The sequence below is a fragment of the Azospirillum sp. OGB3 genome (genome assembly GCF_014192915.1).
GTDB lineage: Bacteria > Pseudomonadota > Alphaproteobacteria > Azospirillales > Azospirillaceae > Azospirillum.
In genome coordinates this window covers 244,297-263,876 of record NZ_JACHYN010000006.1, presented here as the reverse complement: position 1 = coordinate 263,876, position 19,580 = coordinate 244,297, and the positions used below count along the sequence as shown (strand labels likewise).

Annotated in this window: 19 protein-coding genes and 2 tRNA genes; 12 read left to right on the top strand and 9 right to left on the bottom strand. The window is 68.3% G+C overall.

Annotated elements, in window-relative coordinates; all coding sequences use genetic code 11:
- Positions 1–57 precede the first annotated feature (57 nt).
- The gene (gene glmU / locus FHW79_RS15370) at positions 58–1,413 is read right to left on the bottom strand and encodes a bifunctional UDP-N-acetylglucosamine diphosphorylase/glucosamine-1-phosphate N-acetyltransferase GlmU (RefSeq protein ID WP_183179723.1); all 1,356 of its coding nucleotides are present in this window, start codon (positions 1,411–1,413) and stop codon (positions 58–60) included.
- 305 nt (positions 1,414–1,718) lie between these two features.
- On the opposite strand from glmU, the gene gph reads away from it, so the two are divergent.
- Together gph and FHW79_RS15360 are read left to right on the top strand one after the other, a co-directional pair.
- A complete protein-coding gene (gene gph / locus FHW79_RS15365) occupies positions 1,719–2,399 on the top strand; it encodes a phosphoglycolate phosphatase (protein WP_183179722.1) in 681 nt (226 codons plus the stop codon).
- A 145-nt stretch (positions 2,400–2,544) separates the two neighbouring features.
- Positions 2,545–2,838 carry a hypothetical protein gene (locus FHW79_RS15360; protein WP_183179721.1) on the top strand — a complete coding sequence of 98 codons (294 nt, stop codon included), beginning with the start codon at positions 2,545–2,547 and terminating at the stop codon, positions 2,836–2,838.
- A gap of 4 nt (positions 2,839–2,842) precedes the next feature.
- On the opposite strand, the gene FHW79_RS15355 is transcribed toward FHW79_RS15360, so the two are convergent.
- Positions 2,843–3,724, bottom strand: a complete 882-nt coding sequence (locus tag FHW79_RS15355) for a DUF3108 domain-containing protein (protein ID WP_247884392.1) — start codon at positions 3,722–3,724, stop codon at positions 2,843–2,845.
- A 166-nt stretch (positions 3,725–3,890) separates the two neighbouring features.
- On the opposite strand from FHW79_RS15355, the gene FHW79_RS15350 reads away from it, so the two are divergent.
- From FHW79_RS15350 to FHW79_RS15325, 6 genes are all read left to right on the top strand, one after another.
- Positions 3,891–3,965, top strand: a tRNA-Val gene (locus FHW79_RS15350).
- 132 nt (positions 3,966–4,097) lie between these two features.
- Positions 4,098–4,172, top strand: a tRNA-Val gene (locus tag FHW79_RS15345).
- Between the two features lie 232 nt (positions 4,173–4,404).
- On the top strand, positions 4,405–4,569 hold the full coding sequence (locus FHW79_RS15340) for a hypothetical protein (protein WP_014240656.1): 165 nt from the start codon (positions 4,405–4,407) through the stop codon (positions 4,567–4,569).
- Positions 4,570–4,733: 164 nt separating this feature from the next.
- Positions 4,734–5,624: a pantoate--beta-alanine ligase gene (panC, locus tag FHW79_RS15335; RefSeq protein WP_183179719.1), complete on the top strand. Its 891-nt coding sequence runs from the start codon at positions 4,734–4,736 to the stop codon at positions 5,622–5,624.
- Positions 5,625–5,764: 140 nt separating this feature from the next.
- Complete coding sequence (gene gabD, locus FHW79_RS15330; protein ID WP_247884391.1) at positions 5,765–7,258, top strand: NADP-dependent succinate-semialdehyde dehydrogenase; 1,494 nt, start codon at positions 5,765–5,767, stop codon at positions 7,256–7,258.
- Between the two features lie 185 nt (positions 7,259–7,443).
- Positions 7,444–7,848, top strand: a complete 405-nt coding sequence (locus tag FHW79_RS15325) for a flagellar basal body-associated FliL family protein (protein WP_211108293.1) — start codon at positions 7,444–7,446, stop codon at positions 7,846–7,848.
- 141 nt (positions 7,849–7,989) lie between these two features.
- On the opposite strand, the gene FHW79_RS15320 is transcribed toward FHW79_RS15325, so the two are convergent.
- A complete protein-coding gene (locus FHW79_RS15320; protein ID WP_109068280.1) occupies positions 7,990–9,375 on the bottom strand; it encodes a 3-deoxy-7-phosphoheptulonate synthase class II in 1,386 nt (461 codons plus the stop codon).
- Between the two features lie 216 nt (positions 9,376–9,591).
- Between FHW79_RS15320 and FHW79_RS15315 the strand changes: the two genes are divergently transcribed.
- Positions 9,592–10,941, top strand: a complete 1,350-nt coding sequence (locus FHW79_RS15315) for an AmpG family muropeptide MFS transporter (RefSeq protein WP_183179717.1) — start codon at positions 9,592–9,594, stop codon at positions 10,939–10,941.
- A 60-nt stretch (positions 10,942–11,001) separates the two neighbouring features.
- Here FHW79_RS15315 and FHW79_RS15310 read toward each other — a convergent pair whose 3' ends face one another.
- The 3 genes from FHW79_RS15310 to FHW79_RS15300 all read right to left on the bottom strand — a co-directional run bounded on the left by FHW79_RS15310 (position 11,002) and on the right by FHW79_RS15300 (position 14,062).
- Positions 11,002–11,898, bottom strand: coding sequence for a manganese catalase family protein (locus FHW79_RS15310; protein WP_114856907.1), 897 nt, complete (start codon positions 11,896–11,898; stop codon positions 11,002–11,004).
- Positions 11,899–12,067: 169 nt separating this feature from the next.
- Entirely contained in the window at positions 12,068–13,420 is a 1,353-nt protein-coding gene (gor, locus tag FHW79_RS15305) for a glutathione-disulfide reductase (RefSeq protein WP_183179716.1), read from the bottom strand.
- Positions 13,421–13,549: 129 nt separating this feature from the next.
- Entirely contained in the window at positions 13,550–14,062 is a 513-nt protein-coding gene (locus tag FHW79_RS15300) for a flagellar basal body-associated FliL family protein (RefSeq protein WP_183179715.1), read from the bottom strand.
- A gap of 363 nt (positions 14,063–14,425) precedes the next feature.
- Here FHW79_RS15300 and FHW79_RS15295 point away from each other — a divergent pair, with 363 nt between their 5' ends.
- A complete protein-coding gene (locus FHW79_RS15295; RefSeq protein ID WP_145625986.1) occupies positions 14,426–15,589 on the top strand; it encodes a nicotinate phosphoribosyltransferase in 1,164 nt (387 codons plus the stop codon).
- Between the two features lie 62 nt (positions 15,590–15,651).
- On the opposite strand, the gene FHW79_RS15290 is transcribed toward FHW79_RS15295, so the two are convergent.
- The 3 genes from FHW79_RS15290 to FHW79_RS15280 form a co-directional block, all read right to left on the bottom strand.
- Positions 15,652–15,984, bottom strand: a complete 333-nt coding sequence (locus FHW79_RS15290; RefSeq protein ID WP_183179714.1) for a (2Fe-2S) ferredoxin domain-containing protein — start codon at positions 15,982–15,984, stop codon at positions 15,652–15,654.
- A gap of 83 nt (positions 15,985–16,067) precedes the next feature.
- On the bottom strand, positions 16,068–17,366 hold the full coding sequence (egtB, locus tag FHW79_RS15285) for an ergothioneine biosynthesis protein EgtB (RefSeq protein ID WP_183179713.1): 1,299 nt from the start codon (positions 17,364–17,366) through the stop codon (positions 16,068–16,070).
- Positions 17,367–17,541: 175 nt separating this feature from the next.
- Positions 17,542–18,138, bottom strand: a complete 597-nt coding sequence (locus FHW79_RS15280; protein WP_211108292.1) for a hypothetical protein — start codon at positions 18,136–18,138, stop codon at positions 17,542–17,544.
- A gap of 196 nt (positions 18,139–18,334) precedes the next feature.
- Between FHW79_RS15280 and FHW79_RS15275 the strand changes: the two genes are divergently transcribed.
- Complete coding sequence (locus FHW79_RS15275) at positions 18,335–19,138, top strand: crotonase/enoyl-CoA hydratase family protein (RefSeq protein WP_183179711.1); 804 nt, start codon at positions 18,335–18,337, stop codon at positions 19,136–19,138.
- Between the two features lie 132 nt (positions 19,139–19,270).
- Entirely contained in the window at positions 19,271–19,573 is a 303-nt protein-coding gene (locus tag FHW79_RS15270) for a succinate dehydrogenase assembly factor 2 (protein WP_038530795.1), read from the top strand.
- Positions 19,574–19,580: the final 7 nt, after the last annotated feature.

Genomic DNA, 19,580 nt, shown 5'->3' with positions numbered 1-19,580 from the left:
GAACCTGCAACTCCTGAATGATGGCCGGGGCCGGGTGAACGGTCAACCGGGGCAATCTTACGCCTTTTTCGCTTTCTCGTTTTGCTTCCGTTCGCGGAAACGCTTGGCCCAGCCGGTGTAAGCCTGCTGGCGCCCGCGCGCAACGGCCAGGGCGTCGCCCTCCACGTCGGTGGTGACCACACTGCCCGCGCCGACGATCGCGCCGTCGCCCACCTTGACCGGAGCGACCAGCGCGGTGTTGGAACCGATGAAGGCCCCGGCGCCGATGTCGGTGTGGCTCTTGGCGTAGCCGTCGTAGTTGCAGGTGATCGTGCCGGCGCCGATGTTGGCCTTAGCCCCCACCCGCGCGTCGCCGATGTAGGTGAGGTGGTTGACCTTGGCGCCGGCCTCGATCTTCGCGTTCTTGATCTCGACGAAGTTGCCGATGTGGGCGTCCGGGCCGATCTCCGCCCCCGGGCGCAGGCGGGCGTAGGGGCCGACCTGGGCGCCGCTGTCCACCCGCACCTGCTCCAGGTGGCTGAAGGCCTTGATCTCCACCCGGTCGGCGACGACAACGCCGGGGCCGAACACCACATGCGGGCCGACGATCACGTCGCGGCCGAGGCGGGTGTCCACGCAGAAGGTGACGCTGTCCGGATCGGTCAGGGTGGCGCCGTTGTCCATGGCCGCCTTGCGCAGGCGGCGCTGGATCAGCTTCTCCACCTCCGACAGTTCGGCGCGGGAGTTGACGCCGACGACCTCCGCCGGGGCGGCCTCGACCACCGCGCAGGCCATGCCGTTGCTGCGGGCGATCTGCACCACGTCGGTGAGGTAGTATTCGCTCTTGGCGTTGCTGTTGCCGATGCGGCTGATCAGGTCGAACATCCGCGCGCCGTCGAAGGCCATCAGCCCGGCGTTGCACAGGGTGACCTGGCGCTCCTCCTCCGAGGCGTCGAGATACTCGACAATCTTCTCCAGTCCGCCGCGGGCGTTCAGGATCAGGCGGCCGTAGGCGCCGGGATCGTCGGGGCGCATGCCCAGCACGACGACCGCCGGGTCGCTCGCCTGGCGCCGCGCGGCGACCATGGCGCGCAGCGTGTCCGGCGTGACCAGCGGCGTGTCGCCGTAGAGCACCACCACGTCGCCGTCAAATCCTTCCAACAGGCCGAAGGCGGCGCGCACGGCGTCGGCGGTGCCGCGCTGCTCGTGCTGGACGGCGGTGGGGTAGGGGGCGACGGCATCGGCCACATTGTCCATGCCGGGGCCGACCACGACGACGACATGGTCGGGGTCGAGCGCTCTCACCGCGGACAGCACATGGCCGACCATCGGTTGGCCGGCGACCCGGTGCAGGACCTTCGGCAGGTCCGACTTCATGCGGGTGCCTTTGCCGGCGGCGAGAATGACGCAGGCGAGCGGGCGGTGCGGAGTCATCGGATATCCCTGCAGTATTGGAAACGGGTTATGGCGGACGGGCGGAAAAACGTGCGCATCAAAATCCGGACAAAACGTCTGTCTTCAGCCATTCAGTGCCACATCCGGTGCCGGGACCCCAAGTCAACTTTTGTGTCAATCTGACATACACAAATCGCGGCCCGAGGGTGTACGCACCCCGCGCCGCCGGCACCGAAGGGCCTATGCCGGCGGTGGATTGCGTGACAGGGGCTCGCCGCTGGGGGAAGGCCGTGCTATCGAAAGGGGTATCCGCCCGTCTTCGACTTGTCATGGGACTTCTGCCGATGTCCGCTGCGCCCGCCCCCATTCCCTTCTCCGCGGTCGTCTTCGACCTGGACGGCACGCTGATCGACAGCGCGCGGGACATGACCCGCGTCCTGAACCGCACCCTGTCCCGCTTCGCGCGGCCCAGCCTGACCGAGGCGCAGGTGCGCGGCATGGTGGGCGACGGGTCGGCCGCCCTCGTCCGGCAGGCCTTTTCCGCGACTGGTGACGCCTTGAACGAAGAGGCGCTGAAGACGGCCCTGGCGGACTATCTCGACGCCTATTTCCGTGACGACGAGCCCCCGCTGCTCTATCCCGGTGTGTCGGACACCCTGGCGGCACTGGCGGAAAACGGTGTGAGGCTGGGGCTGTGCACCAACAAGCCGGAGCGAATCACCCGCAAACTGCTGGACAGGCTGGGTCTGTCGCCCCTGTTCTCCGCGCTGGCCGGTGGCGACACGCTGCCGGTGAAAAAGCCGGACGGGCGGCATCTGTCCTGGGTGGTCGAGGCGCTGGGCGGCGGCAGCGCCGCGATGGTGGGGGACAACCGCAACGACGTGGCGGCCGCACGCGCCGCCGGGGTGCCGGTGGTGGCGATGACTTACGGTTATCCCCGCATGCCCGTGCAGGAACTGGGCGCCGATGTCCTGCTCGACCGCATCGCCGACCTGCCGGATGCCCTGCGGCGTCTGGGCGGCTGACTGGCCGGCCCTGCTGCCAGGGCCAGCGGGGGCTTCGCCGTAGGTCTCCTTCTTGTCATGGTTAACGAGAGATTAACAGTGGCTAACGAAAGGTAAATGTTGTTGGATGGGTGCATCGAATGGTGGTGAGCGAAGGAGACACCCGATGGCCCAGATCCTTGCCTTCCCCGGTAAGACCCAGACCGGCAAGACCCTGTCCGCCGACGCCCTGTCCGCTGACGCTCTGTCCATCGAAGCCCACACCGTCGCCCGCAACCCGGCCAACAGCCAGATCGACTCGGCCACCGCCGACTTCGACCGGATGATGGCCCACCACAGCGACCTGCAACGCAAGATGGCGGAATTCAACCGCCTGTGCGAGCAGGCGCTGGCCGAGCGGCCCATGGCCGAACTGCTGTATCATCCCACCGCCGGCTGCGGCAGCGTCGGGCGCGCCTGATCCTTTAACGAAGCTGTGACGGCGCCGGCTCGGCGGAACGCACCGCCGTCCGTTCGGTCTTGCGGGCGGCGGTGAGGTGGACGACCACCCCGCCGAATCCGCTGTCGGTCTCCAACCGGACGGGCAGGGGCAGGCCGCCTCCCTCCACCGGAGCGATCCAGAGATCGACGGGCGGCCGTTCCTCGCGGTTTCCTCCGCGTTGCCAGAAGGGCTGGCGCGTTGAGCGCTCGTAGCCGGCGATCGGCTTGTGCGACACCCGGCATTGCCGCGCCGCGCCCGAGAAGATTGAGTGGCGCGATGCCCCGACCATGGTCATTCCCCGGTCCGTAAAGAGCATGTCATAGCGGCGGCGCCCGTCATAGATCGGCACCGTGGGCTGGCATCCCTCGCCATGCAACCCGGCCAACAGCATGTCCAAGACGCCGCTCAACGGGTCGCGGGTCTGCCGGGTCAGCTCGTCGGGAACGGGATCGCGGTCCTCCTCCTCCGGAGGCGGGGAGACCTGGGTGCGGACGCTGCCGTCCGGGGCGTAGTCCAAAGTGACGGTCCGCGGGGAACCGCGCAGGACGCCGGACTGGGTGTGGCGGATCGGAGCGACGCCGTCGGACCGGAGCGCGCCGACGCTGAGCGATTGTGTTTCCCAGGGAAACAGGCGTCCCAAAAAACCGTCCGTCGCGGCGTTGACCTGGACGCTGTAGCGGTCCTCGGTCAGGGTCAGTTCCGCCCGCGCGTCGAGCACGGCCACGCCGCCGACATGGACGCGGTAGTCCAACTGCCAGCGCTGCGCTTGGGCGGGCAGGGAGAACAACCCGGCGAGCGCCGCGCATAGACCGGCGAGGAGGGCGGCGGAGGGACGTTTGGCGGGAAGCGCGGTCCGGTGCGTCATGTCCATTGGCTCATCGGGGGCTCCGGGGCGGAAGGGCTTCTTTGATATTGGTGTGAAACAGGCGCTTGACAGGAGAGGGCGGGGCCTTTAGAAACCCGCCTCACCGCAACGGCGGCGACGACGCGACAGCGAAACGAGCCTGATGCCGACGTGGTTTTACTGGGATGGGCGCATAGCTCAGCGGGAGAGCACACCCTTCACACGGGTGGGGTCGTAGGTTCAATCCCTACTGCGCCCACCATCCCAAAGTCCGGTGGTTCATGGGCTTTGCGGATGGTACCATCCCCTCCACCACGAGAGCCGGTCAAGATCGGGGTCCAACGGGCCTCGCGTTGCCGTCTCCGCGGTGTGTCAACGTTTGTTTCTTTGGGATGGGCGCATAGCTCAGCGGGAGAGCACACCCTTCACACGGGTGGGGTCGTAGGTTCAATCCCTACTGCGCCCACCATCCCAAACACCGTCTCCTCTTCCAGACATCGTTGGAATTCGCCAGTAATGGGTCGCTGCGACGGTCGCGTGGCCCTGTGCCTGGACGTAACACCACAAAGTACCTTAGCCCAGTCGCGCGTGCCTTTTTGAGACGAACACCACCGCAGTTGATTCAGATCAGCTACAGCGTGTGGGGTTTTCGTTTATCGCTTCCAGCATCCGATTTTTTTCAATCACCTGGAAGCAGTGACATGGAAGATACGCGCGTGACCCTCCTCGCCCTCGGCCTGCTGGTCGTGGCGCTCGTCGTGATCCTCGGTTCGGTGGTGCTGTCTCCGGCCACCCTGGTCCTCTTGGCCACGCTCGGCGCCTGGGTGAACCTGACCTATCTGGTCGTCGTCACGCTGATGCGCTGACCCCGCCCGCGGGCGGGGGGACCGCACGGTCCGACCCGCCCGCAGGCACACCCGCAGGATGGAAAAATTTCAAATTCGGGCTCGTCCGGTTAATTCCATGACTGGACAGCGCCGGCCCGGCGGTTTATCCCAGCGCCGTTTATGACGCCTGTGGAGCACCCGCCATGACCTCCCTCGCCGCCGCCCGCCTGCCGGAGTCGGAACAGCCCCTGCCGGTCGTCCGCAGCGTGGACGACCTCCGCGCCCAGGTTGCCGCCTGGCATCGCGACGGCAGGACGGTGGCCCTGGTGCCGACCATGGGGGCGCTGCACGACGGCCATCTCGCTTTGGTGCGCCGCGCGCGTGAACTGGCCGACCGGGTGGTCGCCAGCGTCTTCGTCAACCCGACCCAATTCGCGCCGCACGAGGACTTCGACCGCTACCCGCGCGACGAGGCCGGGGATTCGCGCAAGCTCGCCTCGGCGGGCTGCCATCTGCTCTATGCCCCCACGGTGCGCGCGATGTACCCGGAGGGCTTCGCCACGGCCATTTCGGTCGGCGGCCCGGCGGAGGGGCTGTGCGGCACCTTCCGGCCCCAGATGTTCGGCGGCGTCGCGCTGGTCGTGACGAAGCTGTTCCTCCAGGCCCAACCCGACGTGGCGGTGTTCGGGGAGAAGGACTATCAGCAGCTCATGGTCATCCGCCGCTTCGCCCGCGACCTCGACATCCCGGTGCGGGTGGAGGGGCTGCCGACGGTGCGCGAGGCCGACGGGCTCGCCATGTCCTCGCGCAACGCCTACCTGTCCGCCGACGAGCGCGCCCGCGCCCCGGAGCTGAACCGCGCGCTCCTTGAGGCCGCGGCGGGGCTGGCCGGTGGCGCGGAGGCCGCCGCGGTGCTGGAGTCGGTTCGGGCGCGCATCACCGCCGCCGGATTCGGCTCCATCGACTATGTCGAGCTGCGCGACGCCGACACGCTGGAACCGGTGGCCCGGGCGGAGCGTCCGGCGCGCCTTCTGGCCGCCGCCTGGATGGGCAAGGCCCGCCTGATCGACAACGTGCCGGTCCTTCCGGCCTAACCGCCGGCGTTCCATCCCCGGTCCGCACGTCTGCCCCCGCCACGCGAAGGATCGCAGAGCGGGCATGGTGTCCTATACTCTCTGCCGCACACGCGGCCGGACGCGCGGCCGCGCGCAAGAAACGAGGGAAGGAAGGCACCATGCCGTATGATTCCGTGGACACCGCCCGCCGCCTTGGGCTGAAGGACGCCGAGCTGCTGCGATTCCAGGGCTTTGTCGATGGCCGGTGGATCGACGCCGACAGCGGCAAGTCCGTGGAGGTGACCAACCCCGCCGACGGCAGCGTCCTGGGCAGCGTGCCGATGATGGGCGCGGACGAGACGCGCCGGGCGATCGACGCCGCCGAGCGCGCTTGGCCGGCTTGGAGCGCCCTGACCGCCAAGGAGCGCGCGAAGATTCTGCGGACATGGTTCGACCTGATGATGGCGAACCAGGAGGATCTCGCCCGCATCATGACGGCGGAGCAGGGCAAGCCGCTCGCCGAGGCGCGGGGCGAGGTGGCCTACGCCGCGTCCTTCATCGAATGGTTCGCCGAGGAGGGCAAGCGCGTCTACGGCGACACCATCCCGCAGCATCTGCCGGGCCGCCGCATCGTCGTGACGAAGGAGCCGATCGGCGTCACCGCCGCCATCACGCCGTGGAACTTCCCGGCGGCGATGATCACCCGCAAGGCCGGTCCGGCGCTGGCCGCCGGCTGCCCGATGGTCATCAAGCCGGCGACCGCCACCCCGCTGACCGCGCTGGCCATGGCGGTGCTTGCGGAGCGGGCGGGCATTCCGGCGGGCATCCTCAGCGTCGTCACCGGCTCCGCCCGCGCCATCGGCGGCGAGATGACCGGCAACCCGACGGTGCGCAAGCTGACCTTCACCGGCTCCACCGAGATCGGCAAGGAGCTGATGGCCCAATGCGCCGGCACGGTGAAGAAGGTGTCTCTGGAGCTGGGCGGCAACGCGCCCTTCCTGGTCTTCGACGACGCCGACCTCGACGAGGCGGTGAAGGGCGCCATCGCGTCGAAGTACCGCAACACGGGCCAGACCTGCGTCTGTGCGAACCGGCTGCTGGTGCAGTCCGGAGTCTACGATGCCTTCGCGGCCAAGCTGGCCGAGGCGGTGAAGGCGCTGAAGGTCGGCCCCGGCCTGACCACGGAAGGGGCGCAGCAGGGGCCGCTGATCGACATGGCCGCGGTGGAGAAGGTCGAGGACCACATCCGCGACGCCACGGAGAAGGGTGCCCGCGTGGTGCTGGGCGGCAAGCGGCATGAGCTGGGCGGCAGCTTCTTCGAGCCGACCATCCTTGCCGACGTCACCCCGGCGATGAAGGTGGCGCGCGAGGAGACCTTCGGCCCGGTTGCCCCACTGTTCCGCTTCGAGACGGAGGAGGAGGCCGTGCGCATGGCCAACGCCACCGAGTTCGGTTTGGCCGCCTACTTCTACAGCCGCGACATCGGCCGCGTCTGGCGGGTGGCGGAGGCGCTGGAATATGGCATCGTCGGCATCAACGAGGGCATCATCTCCACCGAGGTCGCCCCCTTCGGCGGCATGAAGGAAAGCGGCATCGGCCGCGAGGGTTCCAAGTACGGCATCGAGGATTACTTGGAAATCAAGTATTTGTGCATGGGCGGCATCGGCGGCTGAAGGCCGGACGCTGATTTCAAGTAAAAAAGCGGGGCTGGTCGCGCGACGCGCTTTGACCGGCCCCGTTTTTTTATCTAGGATAAATCATCGTTAAATATGCCCATGCCCCATCAGGGGAATGATGGGGGAAAGGCGGCCCGGTGCGGTTCCTGCTGCGGCGCTCCGATGGGGAATCGGTGTCGTTGATGCCTGTCCTCGTCGCGGTGGCCCTGGTCCTGCTTGCCGCCCTGGGCACCTGGACCGTGGTGTCCGGCAAGCCCGGCGCCCGAAGCGGCGGCGACCGCAAGGCGCAGAAGACCTACGCGTCCTTGCCGACGATGACCTTCACGCTGGGCGGCAGCGACGCGCGCCAAGTGGACATCCGCGTGCTGCTGGAGATCGAGCCCACCGGTGCCCCGAACCCGGCCACGCCCTTCGTCCCCCGCATTGCCGACCAGATGGCCGATCGGCTGCGCCAGATCGAGCCAAGCCAGCTGAGCGGGGCCGAGGGCGCCAATCTGATCAAGAGCACCGTGGCGAGCGTGATGAAGCGGGAGGCGCAGGCCGTCCGGGTGCGCGAGGTGCTGCTGGAGCGGATGGTGGTGCGGTAGGAGGCTGCTGGCGCCGCTTGCCCCCACCCCGGCCCTCCTCCGCTTTGCAGGGGAGGGTGCTTATCGCGAAGCGGCAGTTCCCTCCCCTGCGACAGCGGGGGAGGGTCAGGGTGGGGGCAGTCGGACCCCCAGGGAAACGCCTTACTCCGCCGCCGCGCGGCGGTCGGCGTCGCGCTTCAGGCGGGCGCGCTTCAACTCCTCGGCCAGCAGGAAGGCCAACTCCAGCGCTTGGCTGGCGTTCAGCCGCGGGTCGCAGGCGGTGTGGTAGCGCAGCGCCAGCTTGTGATCGGTGATCGCCTGGGCGCCGCCCGTGCACTCCGTCACGTCCTGGCCGGTCAGCTCGAAATGGACGCCGCCGGCGTGGGTGCCCTCGGCCTCGTGGACCGCAAAGAAGTCGCGCGCCTCCGACAGCACCTTCTCCACCGGGCGGGTCTTGTAGCCGCTGGAGGACTTGACGGTGTTGCCGTGCATCGGGTCGCTCGACCAGACGACGACACGGCCCTCGCGCTGCACCTTGCGCAGCAGGGGCGGGAACTTCTCCGCCACCTTGTCGGCGCCCATGCGGACGATCAGGGTCAGGCGGCCCGGCTCGTTGGTCGGGTTGAGCAGGTCGATCAGGCGGATCAGCTCGTCCGGGTCGGTCGTCGGGCCGCACTTCAGGCCGATAGGGTTCTTCACGCCGCGCAGGAATTCGACATGCGCGCCGTCCGGCTGGCGGGTGCGGTCGCCGATCCACAGCATGTGGGCCGACACGTCGTACCAGTCGCCGGTGGTGCTGTCGACGCGGGTCATCGCCTGCTCGAACGGCAGCAGGAGCGCCTCGTGGCTGGTGAAGAACTCGGTCTCGCGGATCTGCGGGGTGGTCTGGGCGGTGATGCCGCAGGCCGCCATGAAGCCCAGCGTCTCGTCCAGCCGGTTGGCGATCTCGCGGAACTGCTCACCGGCGGGGGAGCGCTCGACGAAGCCCAGCGTCCACTGATGGACCTTGTGCAGGTCGGCGTAGCCGCCCTGGGAGAAGGCGCGCAGCAGGTTGAGCGTGGCGGCGGCCTGGGTGTAGGCCTGCATCATGCGCTCCGGGTCGGGAACGCGGGCGTCCGGCGTGAAGTCGAAGCCGTTGATGATGTCGCCGCGGTAGGACGGAAGCTCGATCCCCTCCAGCACCTCGGTGTCGGCGGAGCGCGGCTTGGCGAACTGCCCGGCCATGCGGCCAACCTTCACCACCGGGATGGCGGCGCCGAAGGTCAGCACGACGGCCATCTGCAGCAGCACGCGGAAGGTGTCGCGGATGTTGTTCGGGTGGAACTCCGCGAAGCTCTCCGCGCAGTCGCCGCCCTGCAGCAGGAAGGCGTTGCCGGCGGCGGCGGCGGCGAGGCTGTCCTTCAGCCGGCGTGCCTCGCCCGCAAAGACCAACGGGGGATAGGAGGACAGGCGCTGCTCGACCGCTTCGACCTTGGACGGGTCCGGATAGGTCGGAAGCTGCTTCGCCGGCTTCGACCTCCAGCTGTCGGGGGACCAACGCTCAACCATGACGCCCGCTCTTTCCTTGTGCTAAGGGTTCCCCGGCCGGCCGGATGACGGCTGGAGGGGTACTCTGTATAGCGGTCGCCGGGAAATTTTTCCATAGTTTCGACCGCAACTTCCGCAATGGATGATGCGGCACGGCGCCCGAAAAAGCGCGCTGGCCGGGGCGTCCGGCCGGGGCTTATACAGACGGTTACGCAGGTGTGTGGAAGGGTTGAGCGGGTGAAACCATCCTCCTGGGGTCAGGCGGTCTCCGTCTATCTTGACCGGCGTGTTCTGGCCATTCTGTTCCTCGGTTTTGCCGAAGGGCTGCCGCTGGCGCTGACCGGGTCCACCCTGTCGATCTGGCTGCGCGAGGGCGGCGTCAGCAAGACGGCCATCGGCCTGTTCGCTCTGGTCACCATGCCCTACGCGCTCAAGTTCGTCTGGGCGCCGCTGATCGACCGGCTGCGCCTGCCGGTGATGACCCGTCTGTTCGGGCGGCGGCGCGGCTGGGCGCTGGTGGCGCAGGCCGGGCTGATGGCGGCCCTGATCGGGCTGGGCAGCACCAACCCGGTCACCGACCTGTGGTGGACCGCCATGCTGGCCGTGGTCGTCGCCTTCTTCTCGGCCAGCCAGGACATCGTGGTCGACGCCTACCGCGTCGAGGTTCTGGAGGAGCACCAGCAGGCCGCCGGTGCCGCCATCCTCGTGCTCGGCTACCGCTTCGGCATGCTGGCGGCGGGGGCAGGGGCCTTGTACTTGGCGGAGTTCTTCGGCTGGCACGTCGCCTACTACGTCATGGCCGGGCTGGTCGCGGTCGGCATGGTGACGATCCTGCTGAACCGCGAGCCGAAGGTCGCGGACACCGCGGAGTCCAAGGCGCGGGAGCGGCATGTGGCCGACTGGCTGGCCGCGCGCCCGCACCTGACGGGTTGGAAGGCGGACCTGCTGGCCTGGGTCTACGGCGCCGTCGTGGCGCCCTTCGTGGAGTTCATGACGCGTCCGGCCTGGGCCGCGATCCTGCTGTTCATCGCCTGCTACAAGCTGGGGGACGTGCTGGCGGGGGTGATGTCGGCGCCCTTCTACGTCGATCTCGGCTTCGAGAAGACGGAGATCGCCAACGTCACCAAGCTGTTCGGCCTGTGGGCGACGATCATCGGCGGGCTGATCGGCGGCGTGCTGGTCGGGCGCATCGGCGTGCTGCGCGGGCTGCTGGTCGGCGGGCTGATGCAGATGCTGTCGAACCTCGGCTACGTCATGCTGGCGCAGGTCGGGCACGACCTGTCGGCGCTGGCGGTGACGGTGGCGCTGGAGAATGTCTGCGGCGGCATCGCGACGGCGGCCTTCGTCGCTTACCTGTCGAGCCTGTGCAACACCGCCTACACGGCCACGCAATACGCGCTGCTCAGCAGTTTCTACAAGCTGGGCGGGGACCTGTTCGGCGCGTCGTCGGGCTGGCTTGCGGAACGGATGGACTGGAGCAGCTTCTTCCTGCTGTCCACCGGCGGGGCGGTGCCGGGGTTGCTGGTTCTGCTGTGGCTGATGACGCGGCCAAGGCGGGACGAGGCGGTGGTGAAGGCCGGAACGTGACACGTGCCCCCACCCTGACCCTCCCCCGCTGGGCGGGGGAGGGGAATCGGGCGGTAGGGGTTACTTGACCGGGGTCATCTTGCCGGAACCGGGGCCGGCGCCGAGGTCGGCACCCGTCACCGGGTTCACGTCGGTGCGCGACATGGTGCGCTTGGCGGCCTCGTTGACGGCCTTCATCTCCTCCGCCGCCAGCCGGACCGAGGGGTTGCCGTCGCCGCCGCTGACCGGGGCCTGGTCGGGGGTGACGTTGACGAACTCCCACTGCTCGCCCTGGTTCCACGGGCCGCGCATGTCGCCGTCGCCCTGGCTCATGTTGTAGTACTTGTCGGTGTATTCCGGGTTGCCCGGCAGCTTGCCCGGCGGGAAGTTGTTCTCGATCGAGTAGAGCGCCTTCTCGAACATCTTCTGGTGGGCGACCTCGCGGGTCATCAGGAAGGTCAGCGCGTCCTTCACGCCCGGGTCCGGGGTGATGTTGATGAGGCGCTCATAGATGATCTTGGCCCGCGATTCCGCGGCGATGTTGGAGCGCAGGTCGGCGGTCGGCTCGCCGATGCTGTCGATGTAGCCGCCGGTCCACAGCTGTCCCGCGGAGTTGGTCAGCGCCGGGCCGCCGCCGTAGAGCAGGGCCAGCGTGTGGCTGCCGTTGCCCTTGGCGATGTCGGCGTAGAGGTCGGTGACCTCCTCCGCGCCTTCGGCCAGCTTGCCCTTCACGCCCTTGGTCAGCATGGCGACGATGCTGCCGATGATCTCCAGATGGCTCAGTTCCTCGGTCGCGATGTCGATCAGCATGTCCTTGCGGCCCGGGTCCTCGTCGGAAAGGCCCTGCGTGAAGTAGCGCAAGGCCGCCGCCAATTCGCCCTGGGGACCGCCGAACTGTTCCAGCATCAGGCTGGCCAGCTTCGGGTCCGGTTCAGCGACGCGGACCGTGTACATCAGGTTCTTGTTGTGCATGAACATGCGTAGGAGCCCTCCCGGAGCCTGGATGAAGGATGGGAGGCGGCGGCTTCCGCGGTGGTGCTGGACCGCCGCCGTGATCGCCGCCGCCATCGTCGTGTGCCCTCAACACAGGCTTCTTAGAAGCGTTCCAGGAAATCAGGCTCCTGACCTTTGGTTTTAGGTCCGATCGTCAGGACACCTTCTCGCGCATCAGGACGAACTCTTCCGCGGTAGAGGGGTGGAGGGCGATGGTGCGGTCGAAATCTCTCTTTGTGGCGCCGCAGTTCAGGGCGATGCCCAGCCCCTGGACGATTTCCGGCGCATCCATGCCCATCATGTGGCAGCCGAGCACGCGCTGGCTCTCGCCGTCCACGACCAGCTTCATCAGGACGCGCTCGTCGCGGCCGGACATGGTGTGCTTCATCGGTCGGAAACCGGCCTTGTAGATGTCCACCGTCGCGAATTTCGCCCGCGCCTCCGCCTCGGTCAGGCCGACGGTGCCAAGCGGCGGTATGGAGAAGACGGCGGTCGGGATGTTGGCGTAGCTGATGCTGGTCGGGTTGTCGTTGAACAGCGTCTCCACGAAGGCGCGCCCCTCGGCGATGGCGACGGGGGTCAGGGCCATCCGGTCGGTCACGTCGCCGACGGCGAAGATGTTGTCCACGCTGGTGCGCGAATACTCGTCCACCCGGATCGCCCCGGCGTCGTCCAGCGCGACGCCGGCGGCTTCCAGCCCGAGGTCGCGCGTGTTCGGACGGCGCCCGGTCGCCGCCATGACGAGGCCGGCGGAATGCTCCCGCCCGAGCTGGTCGGTGACGGTGAAGCCGCCGGGGCCCTCCTCGACCTTCACCGGCTGGGTGCGGGTGAGGATGGTGATGCCGCGCTTGCGCATCTCCTGGGCCAGCGCGACGCGGATGTCGTCGTCGAAGCCGTTCAGCAGCTCCTCACCGCGGATCATGATTGTGACCTCGGCCCCCAGGCCCCGGAAGATCCCGGCGAACTCCACGGCGATGTAACCGCCGCCGAGGATGATGACGGAGTGGGGCAGGGTGCCGAGCTGCAACGCCTCGTTGGAGGTCACGGCGTGCTCGATCCCCGGAATCTTGGGCAGCGATGGCCAGCCGCCGGTGGCGACCAGGATGTTCTTCGCGGTGTAGCGCTGGTTCGCCACCTCCACCGTGTGGCGGTCGATCAGCCGCCCGAAGCCGGTGTGCAGGGTGACCCCGGAGTTCTCCAGCATCTTGATGTAGATGCCGTTCAGCCGGTCGATCTCGGCGTCCTTGCGGCCGATCAGCGTCGCCCAGTCGAAGGCCGGGGTGGTGGTGGACCACCCGTAGGAACAGGAGTCCTCGAAGGCGTCGCGGAACTGGGCGGCGTAGACCAGCAGCTTCTTGGGCACACAGCCGCGGATGACGCAGGTGCCGCCGACCCGGCTGCCTTCGCAGATGGCGACCTTGGCCCCCATGGACGCGGCCCGCCGGCTGGCCGCGACGCCGCCTGAGCCGGCACCGATGGTGAAAAGGTCGAAATCGAACTCGGCCACGGCCGTCTCCTTGCAATCCCAAGAGCCTTAGCGGCCCACGATCCGAACGGGACAGGAGTGTTCCCCATTCCGGCACGCCTGTCGAGCGTTCGCCGAGGCGCCGGATCGGGGCGGCGGGCTGGCCTTCGGTCAGCGCATGACGAGTTCCTGGACCAGCACCTGCCGGATCTTCATCGCGCCGAGTTCCTTGCTCGCGGTGCGCATCACCGCGTCCTTGACGTAGAAGGCGCCGTTGCGCCCGCGCAGTTCGCCGGGGTCGGTGTCCAGCATCACGTTGGTCATGGCGCTGGCGATGCGCGGCCCGTAGCTCTCCACCGTCTTGGCGGGGGCGGTCGGCTCCATGTCCAGCACCACGCGGACCCGCAGTTCGCGCAGCCGGTCGCCGTCGCTCAGCGTGAAGATCATCGCCGGCAGGCGCGCGTAGTTGGCGGCGGTCCGCAGCGTATCACCGACCACGCGCCCGGCCTGCGCCGTGCCGGGCTTCAGCAGGAAGGCCCCGCCGGTGCCCGCGGCGGCCAGGCCGGCCATGGTGCAGAGAAGCCCGACCACCACCCGGCGGCCGAGACGGTCGAGCGTCGAGGGGCCTGCCGTCGCGGGGGCCGCCGCAATGTTCGGCGTGTTCTGGCGGATTGTCCGGCTCATGCCGACCTCGTCGCTTTTTCCGGCGCCGAAGGGGAGTGGCGCCTGTTCTTGGCTGTATGGTGGATGGATAAAAGGAAGGCGTCAAATACAGGTATTTTATACTTTTTGGTGAGAGCGCATTACAGCAAGGAACTGCGCATCTCTTCTCAGCTTCTTTGTGTTTGAAATGCGCCGGATTTCGTAGCGTATTTTTGGTAAATCACCGTTGCTTGCGGCGGTTGGCCCCGACGGATGAAGCCTCTTCCACCGGAGGGCCGGGGCGTATAATGCTGGTTTCTCTATCGGATCGCCGTTCCCGCGGTGGGGGCGGCCTCTGGACGTGACCGTCGCGAAGGGCAAGAGCGGGAAGACAAGGACATCGCCATGGACGAGACCAGGAACCAGCCGCCGGCCAGTCACGCGCCCGCCAGCCATCCGCCCGCGTCGGCCATCACCGAATGGACCGACACCTACTTCAAGCGGACCAAGGAGGCGGTCGGGAAATTCGGTGACAAGAAGGTCACCTACGCCATCTTCATGCGCCGCCCGGTGGTCTGCGCGCCGCGACTCGCCATCGAATGGCTGGAGGCGGTGGCGCGGGAGCGCGGGTTTGACCTCGACATCGTCCTGAACTATCCGGAAGGAAAGTGGGTCGGCGCGGGCGAGCCGATCCTCTACATCACCGGCTCCTTCTACCATCTGGTCGACACCGAGACGATCATCCTGCAGAAGCTCGGCCCCGCCTGCGTCGGCGCCTACAACGCCTTCACCATGTGCGCCGACCTGCCGAAGACCGCCTTCCTCGCCATGGAGGCGCGCCACTGCGCCGGCACGGAGATGGAGGAGATGATGGCCTACGCCGCCTCGGTCGGGTCGGACCGGGCGAAGCGCAAGGTCGGCGCCAAGGGCTTCATCGGCAACGCCACCGACGCCACCGCCCATTTCTTCGGCCAGAAGAAGGGCATGGGGACGATGCCGCACGCGCTGATCGGCTACGCCGGATCGACCGTGCGGGCGGCGGAGATGTTCCACGAGACCTTCCCCGAACTGCCGCTGACCGTCCTGGTCGATTACTTCGGGCGCGAGGTGACCGACGCGATGGAGGTCTGCCGCCGCTTCCCCGGCCTCGCCGCGCAGGGCAAGCTGGCGGTGCGGCTCGACACGCCCGGCGGGCGCTTCCTGGAGGGGCTGGACCCGCCGGGCTCCTACGCGGTGCTGGAGCGGCACGCGCCCCATTCCATCCGCGGCTACCGCGACGAGACGCAGCTCCGCTATCTGATCGGCACCGGCGTGTCGGCGGCGGCGATCCATTTCATGCGCGAGAAGCTGGACGAGGCCGGATTCCCGGCGGTGAAGATCGTCGCCAGCTCCGGCTTCGGCCCGGCCAAGTGCCGCCTGATGGCGGAGGCCAACGCCCCCGTCGACATCATCGGCACCGGCAGCTATCTGCCGGAGCGCTGGACCGAGACCTACGCCACCGCCGACATCATCGAGTACGACGGCGAGAAGCGCGTGAAAGTCGGCCGCGAGTTCCTGTTCCGCAAGTAGCATCGTCGTTCCGCACCAAAAAAAGCCCCTCCGCCGGCCGAGCCGCGGAGGGGCTTTTGCGTTTAGCGGGTCAGCACCATCACCAGCCGTTCGACCGGTGTGTCGTTGACGAGGTGCGAGTCGACGATCTCATCGATGTCGGCGGGCGTTTCCGGGCGGTACCACAGCCCCTCCGGATAGACCACCATCAGCGGCCCGGCGGAGCAGAAGCCGAGGCAGCCGGTCCAGGCCATGCCGACGTCGAGCAGCCCCTTGGCCTGGATGCGCTGGCCGAGCTGCTCCCACAGCGGATGGGCGTTCTTCGCCGCGCAGCTCCCGCGCGGGTGGCCGGGCGGGCGCTGCTGGGCGCAACAAAAGACGTGGTGGCGGAACACCGGGGGCAAATCGAGGGACATCAAAGGCTCCATAAGCCATAATTTAATTATGGTTATAAAGCCTGTTGCGGTGCAGCGCCACCGTTTAAAACGATTCCAATGTCTCAGCTGTCCTCGGCCAGCCGCAGGCCGGTGAAGGACAGGCGGGATTCCGGCCGCAGATAATGCCGGGTCGTCGGGTTGGCGTGGTCGAAGGGGGTGACGCAGCTGCCGCCCCGCAGCACCATGCGGTTGATCATGAAGCGGCCATGGACGGCTTCGTCCACCCCGTCCGGCAAGCGGTAGCCGGGATAGGGGGTGAAGGGGCTGCGCGTCCATTCCCACACGTCGCCGAACAGCTGCCAGGGGCCGTCGCCGTGGCAGGTGCTGGGGCGCGGGTGGCGGTGGCCGGTGCCCAGCAGGTTGCCGATGCTGTCGCAGCGGGAGGCGAGCGCTTCCCATTCGGCCTCGTCCGGCAGGCGTTTGCCGGCCCAGCGGGCGAAGGCGTCGGCCTCGAACCAGCTGACATGGCAGACCGGTTCGGCGGGATCGAGCGCGCGCATACCGTAGAGTGTGAAGATCTGCCACGCGCCGTCGCGCCACTCCCAGTAGAGCGGGGCCTGCCACCCCTCGGTCTGCACCGCCTCCCAGCCGTCGGCGAGCCAGAGCGAGCGCTTGGCGTATCCGCCGTCCTCGATGAACTCGCGAAAGGCGCCGCAGGACACCGGCAGGGCGGCGAGGCGGAAGGGCTCCAGATGGACGCGGTGGCGCGGTCCCTCATGGTCGAAACCGGCGCCGGCCTCGGTCCGCCCGATCGCGACGAGGCCACCCTCATGCTCGACCCAGCGTTCCGGTTGCGGCGGGGCCGGCGTGGCCTGCGGCGGCTGGTCGTAGGCGGGGCGCAGCGGGTTGCTCCAGAAGGCGTGCTTGATGTGGGTCAGCAGCCGTTCCTGGTGGCGCCGCTCGTGGGTGATGCCGACGATCACACGGTCGGCGATCTCCGGCAGTTCCGCCTCGTCGGCCTGGTTCAGCAGATGCAGCACCGCGGCGTTCACATGGTCGCGGTAGCGCATCACCTCCGCCGCGTTGGGCCGGGAGAGCAGGCGCAGGGTGGGGGAGGGAAGCTGGTGGCTGCCGAAGCGGTCGTCGCGCGCGGCGAACACGGTCAGGAAAGCCGGATCGAAGGGGCGGTAGCCGGGGTTGCAGGGCACCAGGACGGTGGTTTCGAACAGCCACGTCGTGTGGGCGAGGTGCCATTTGGCCGGCGCGCCGTCGGCGACCGACTGGACCATCAGGTCCTCCGGCGACAGGGGGGCGGCGAGTTCGGCGGTGCGGGCGCGGATCTTCTGGAAACGGGTGGAGAGCGCTTGGCGAAGGGCGTCGCCGGACGGCTGGGCGTGCGTGGCGAGATGGGTGTCGGGCACGGGGGAACCTCCCTGCGGGAGCGGGTTTTCCGCGGCGGGAACGGCGCGGGAACGCGCCCGGACTCCGCCGGAGAAACAACAGGCCCATTGTGCCGCATGGTCCAACCATCCTGAGTGGCGCATCGGAGGGGGGCTTTCTCCGAATTCGCGCATCGCGCCCGCGGTGGGACTGTGGTCAGGCGTCCACCACCAGATGCGGACGGAAGGCGCCTTCAAGCGTCAGAAGCAGGCGCAGATACACGGCAACGCGCCGCGATGTCGTCGTGCGCTGTTCCAGGCAGTCGCGGAGCTGATTGGCGAGGGCCACATTCTCCGCGCTCTGCCCCGGCGGAAGCGCCGGGTGCGTCGGCACCGCCATGCCGACGATGTGGTCATGGTCGACCGACTGGGCCGCGACGGCCTTTTCGAGGAGCGCCGCCGCGATGCGTTCGATGTCCTCATCCGCCGGCGGCGGCTGGGCGAGGTTGGGGGCGAGGTGGGGCGGAGGGCGGCGGTTGGCGAGCTGCGCGCGCAGATTCTGCTTGATGCGCGCCCGCTGCCCGGCGTTCAGCGTGTCCAACTCGTCGATTTCGTCGAACAGCAGGTCGTAGAGGCGCCGGCGCTTGTGGTTGGCCTCGTCCTGGTCGCGGCGCTCTTGCTGCTCGCGCTCCTGCTGTTGCAGGTCCTGCCGATTCTGCCGCCGCTTCTTGCGGTCGGTCGCGCTGCCGGTGCGCTCCACCACGCCGGCCGAGCGGATCAGAGGCTCTGGGCGTCCGATCGAACCGTCGGTCATGGCGACCTCCACCGAAAGTGGCTGGGACTGTTCAGTGTACCAACTGTCGCGATTCTGTCAAGGTGACGCTTTGACGTGGCGGGGGCGAGGTTTCAGGTGAGCGTTGCTCACTCGAAAACGCGGCGTACTCGTTTGTCAGGGGCGTGGCTCGGGCTCGACAGTGGGGCATCCCAAACGCAAGGCAAAGGACCGCGCCATGCCCCTGACGACCAAACACGCCGACCCCGCCAACCCCGTGCCCAACCCAGTGCTGTGCGTCACCGCCGGGGGAATCGCCACCCTCACCCTGAACCGCCCCGCCAAGCTGAACGCCATCAGCACGGCGCTGGCCGCCGCGATGCTCGACACGCTGGACGCGCTGGAGGCCGACGCGGCGGTGCGGGCCATCATCGTCACCGGCGCCGGGGAGCGGGCCTTCTCCGCCGGGGCGGACATCGCGGAGTTCACCCCGGCCGTCCGGCGGGGACCGGAGGCGGCGGTGCGCGCCTTCCGGCCCGGCCAGACCCTGTGCGCGCGGATCGAGTCCTTCCCCAAGCCCATCATCGTCGCGGTCAACGGCATCTGCTACGGCGGCGGTTGCGAGATTCTGGAGGCCGCCCACCTCGCGGTTGCCAGCGAGCGGGCGAGTTTCTCAAAGGCGGAAATCAAGCTCGGCATGATGCCGACCTTCGGCGGGACGCAGCGGCTTCCCCGCAACGCCGGGCGCAAGCGGGCTCTAGAATGGCTGCTGACCGGCGACGCCTTCCCGCCGGCGACGGCGCTGGCGGTGGGGCTGGTCAACCAAGTGGTGCCCCACGACGCGCTGCTGCCGACGGCCTTCGAACTGGCCGGGCGGATCGTCCGGCATTCCCCGGCGGCGGTGTCCGGCATCCTGGGGGCGGTCACGCGCGGGCTGAACATGACCATCGGCGAAGGGCTTGCGGTGGAGACCGAGCGCTTCGCCCGGCTGGCGCCGGGGGCCGACCTGCGCGACGGGTTGGAGGCGTGGCTGGCGCGCTGAATCACGCTCCTTCCGGGGGATCGTCCGGCATTTCGGTTTGCGCGGGGGCGTGCCGGTGTGCAGGATGCGGGGGTGGATGTGGACCGCTCCGCCCCCTATCTTCCGGGGCCGGGGCTTTTTGGCGTGGATGGCATGAGCGACGAGAACACCCTGTCCGAGAGCGGCGAATCCCTGGAAAACCGGCGCAAGCGGCTGCGCTTCCGGTCGTGGCACCGCGGCATGCGCGAGATGGACCTGCTGATCGGCAGCTTCGCCGACGCCCATGTCCCGGATTTCGACCACGCGCAGCTCGACCGCTACGAGGCGCTGCTCGAACTCAGCGACCCCGACCTCTACAACTGGTACGCCGGGCGCGAGCCGTTGCCCGCCGAGCATGACACCGACGTCATGCAACTGTTGACCAAGTTCCGCTACACGCCCCGTCAGGGGTCCTGAGGCCCGA